Source organism: Methylobacterium sp. WL103 (genome assembly GCF_008039885.1).
GTDB classification, from domain to species: Bacteria; Pseudomonadota; Alphaproteobacteria; order Rhizobiales; family Beijerinckiaceae; genus Methylobacterium; species Methylobacterium cerastii.
Genome location: NZ_VRUX01001105.1, coordinates 1 through 771, shown reverse-complemented (window position 1 = coordinate 771; position 771 = coordinate 1). Strand labels below are relative to the sequence as shown.

General features: G+C 70.2%; 1 protein-coding gene. It reads left to right on the top strand.

Annotation, left to right across the window (positions count from 1 at the left end):
- Nucleotides 1-60: 60 nt before the first annotated feature.
- Nucleotides 61-663, top strand: coding sequence for a hypothetical protein (locus FV222_RS28065; RefSeq protein ID WP_147816408.1), 603 nt, complete (start codon nucleotides 61-63; stop codon nucleotides 661-663).
- Nucleotides 664-771 lie beyond the last annotated feature (108 nt).

Here is a 771-nt window from a genome sequence, read left to right as displayed (position 1 = left end):
GCGCCCCCTTCCCCCCTCGCCTTCCCTGCCTGCCCTCACGAGCCCCTTGGAGCCCGAACGATGACCCACGCCCGTATCGTCACCCTCGACACTGCCGCCGATCCGATCCACGCGGCGATCCAGCGCCACCGCACCGCCTACGACGCCTATCAGGTCGCCTCTGAAGGCGAGGCGTCCATGATCGCCAACGACGACTACGACGCCGCCACCGACGCGCTGGTGACGACGCCCTGCGCATCTCGCTTCGGGGCGCTTGCCCTGTTCGGGCACCTGCGCTGGTGGCTCGGCGAGGAGGCCGAGTTCTCGGCAGCCCATCAGCCCGGCTACGGCATCGCCGAGGCTCGCGTCGCCGACCTGACCCTGTTCCTCGGCAGCAACCTGCCGCCCGTGACGATCCCCTATGCCTTCCCCTCGGGTCGCTTGCCTCCGGCTCCGTCCCGCCTGCTGCCAGGGGTCGATCGCTACAGCCAGCACGCGGCGCTCGCTCCTGCGAACGAAGCCCTGCCCGGCGAGGACGAGCCTTGGCAGGCGGTGGCCGCGATCCGCCCCGATACCGCCTTCGCCCATGGCCGGCGCTTCATCGGCATGGCTGGCGAGCTGCTGGCTGCGGTCGCGATCATCGGCGGGGGCTGCGTCCTGACCGGCCTCGCCTCTCTGCTCTGAGGGCCTGCCAACCTGCCCACAAGCCCGCAATCCCTCAAGCCAACGGACACTTTCAAATGCGCAATACCGCACGCCCTCAAACGCCACCTGCCGCCGCACACGCTGACC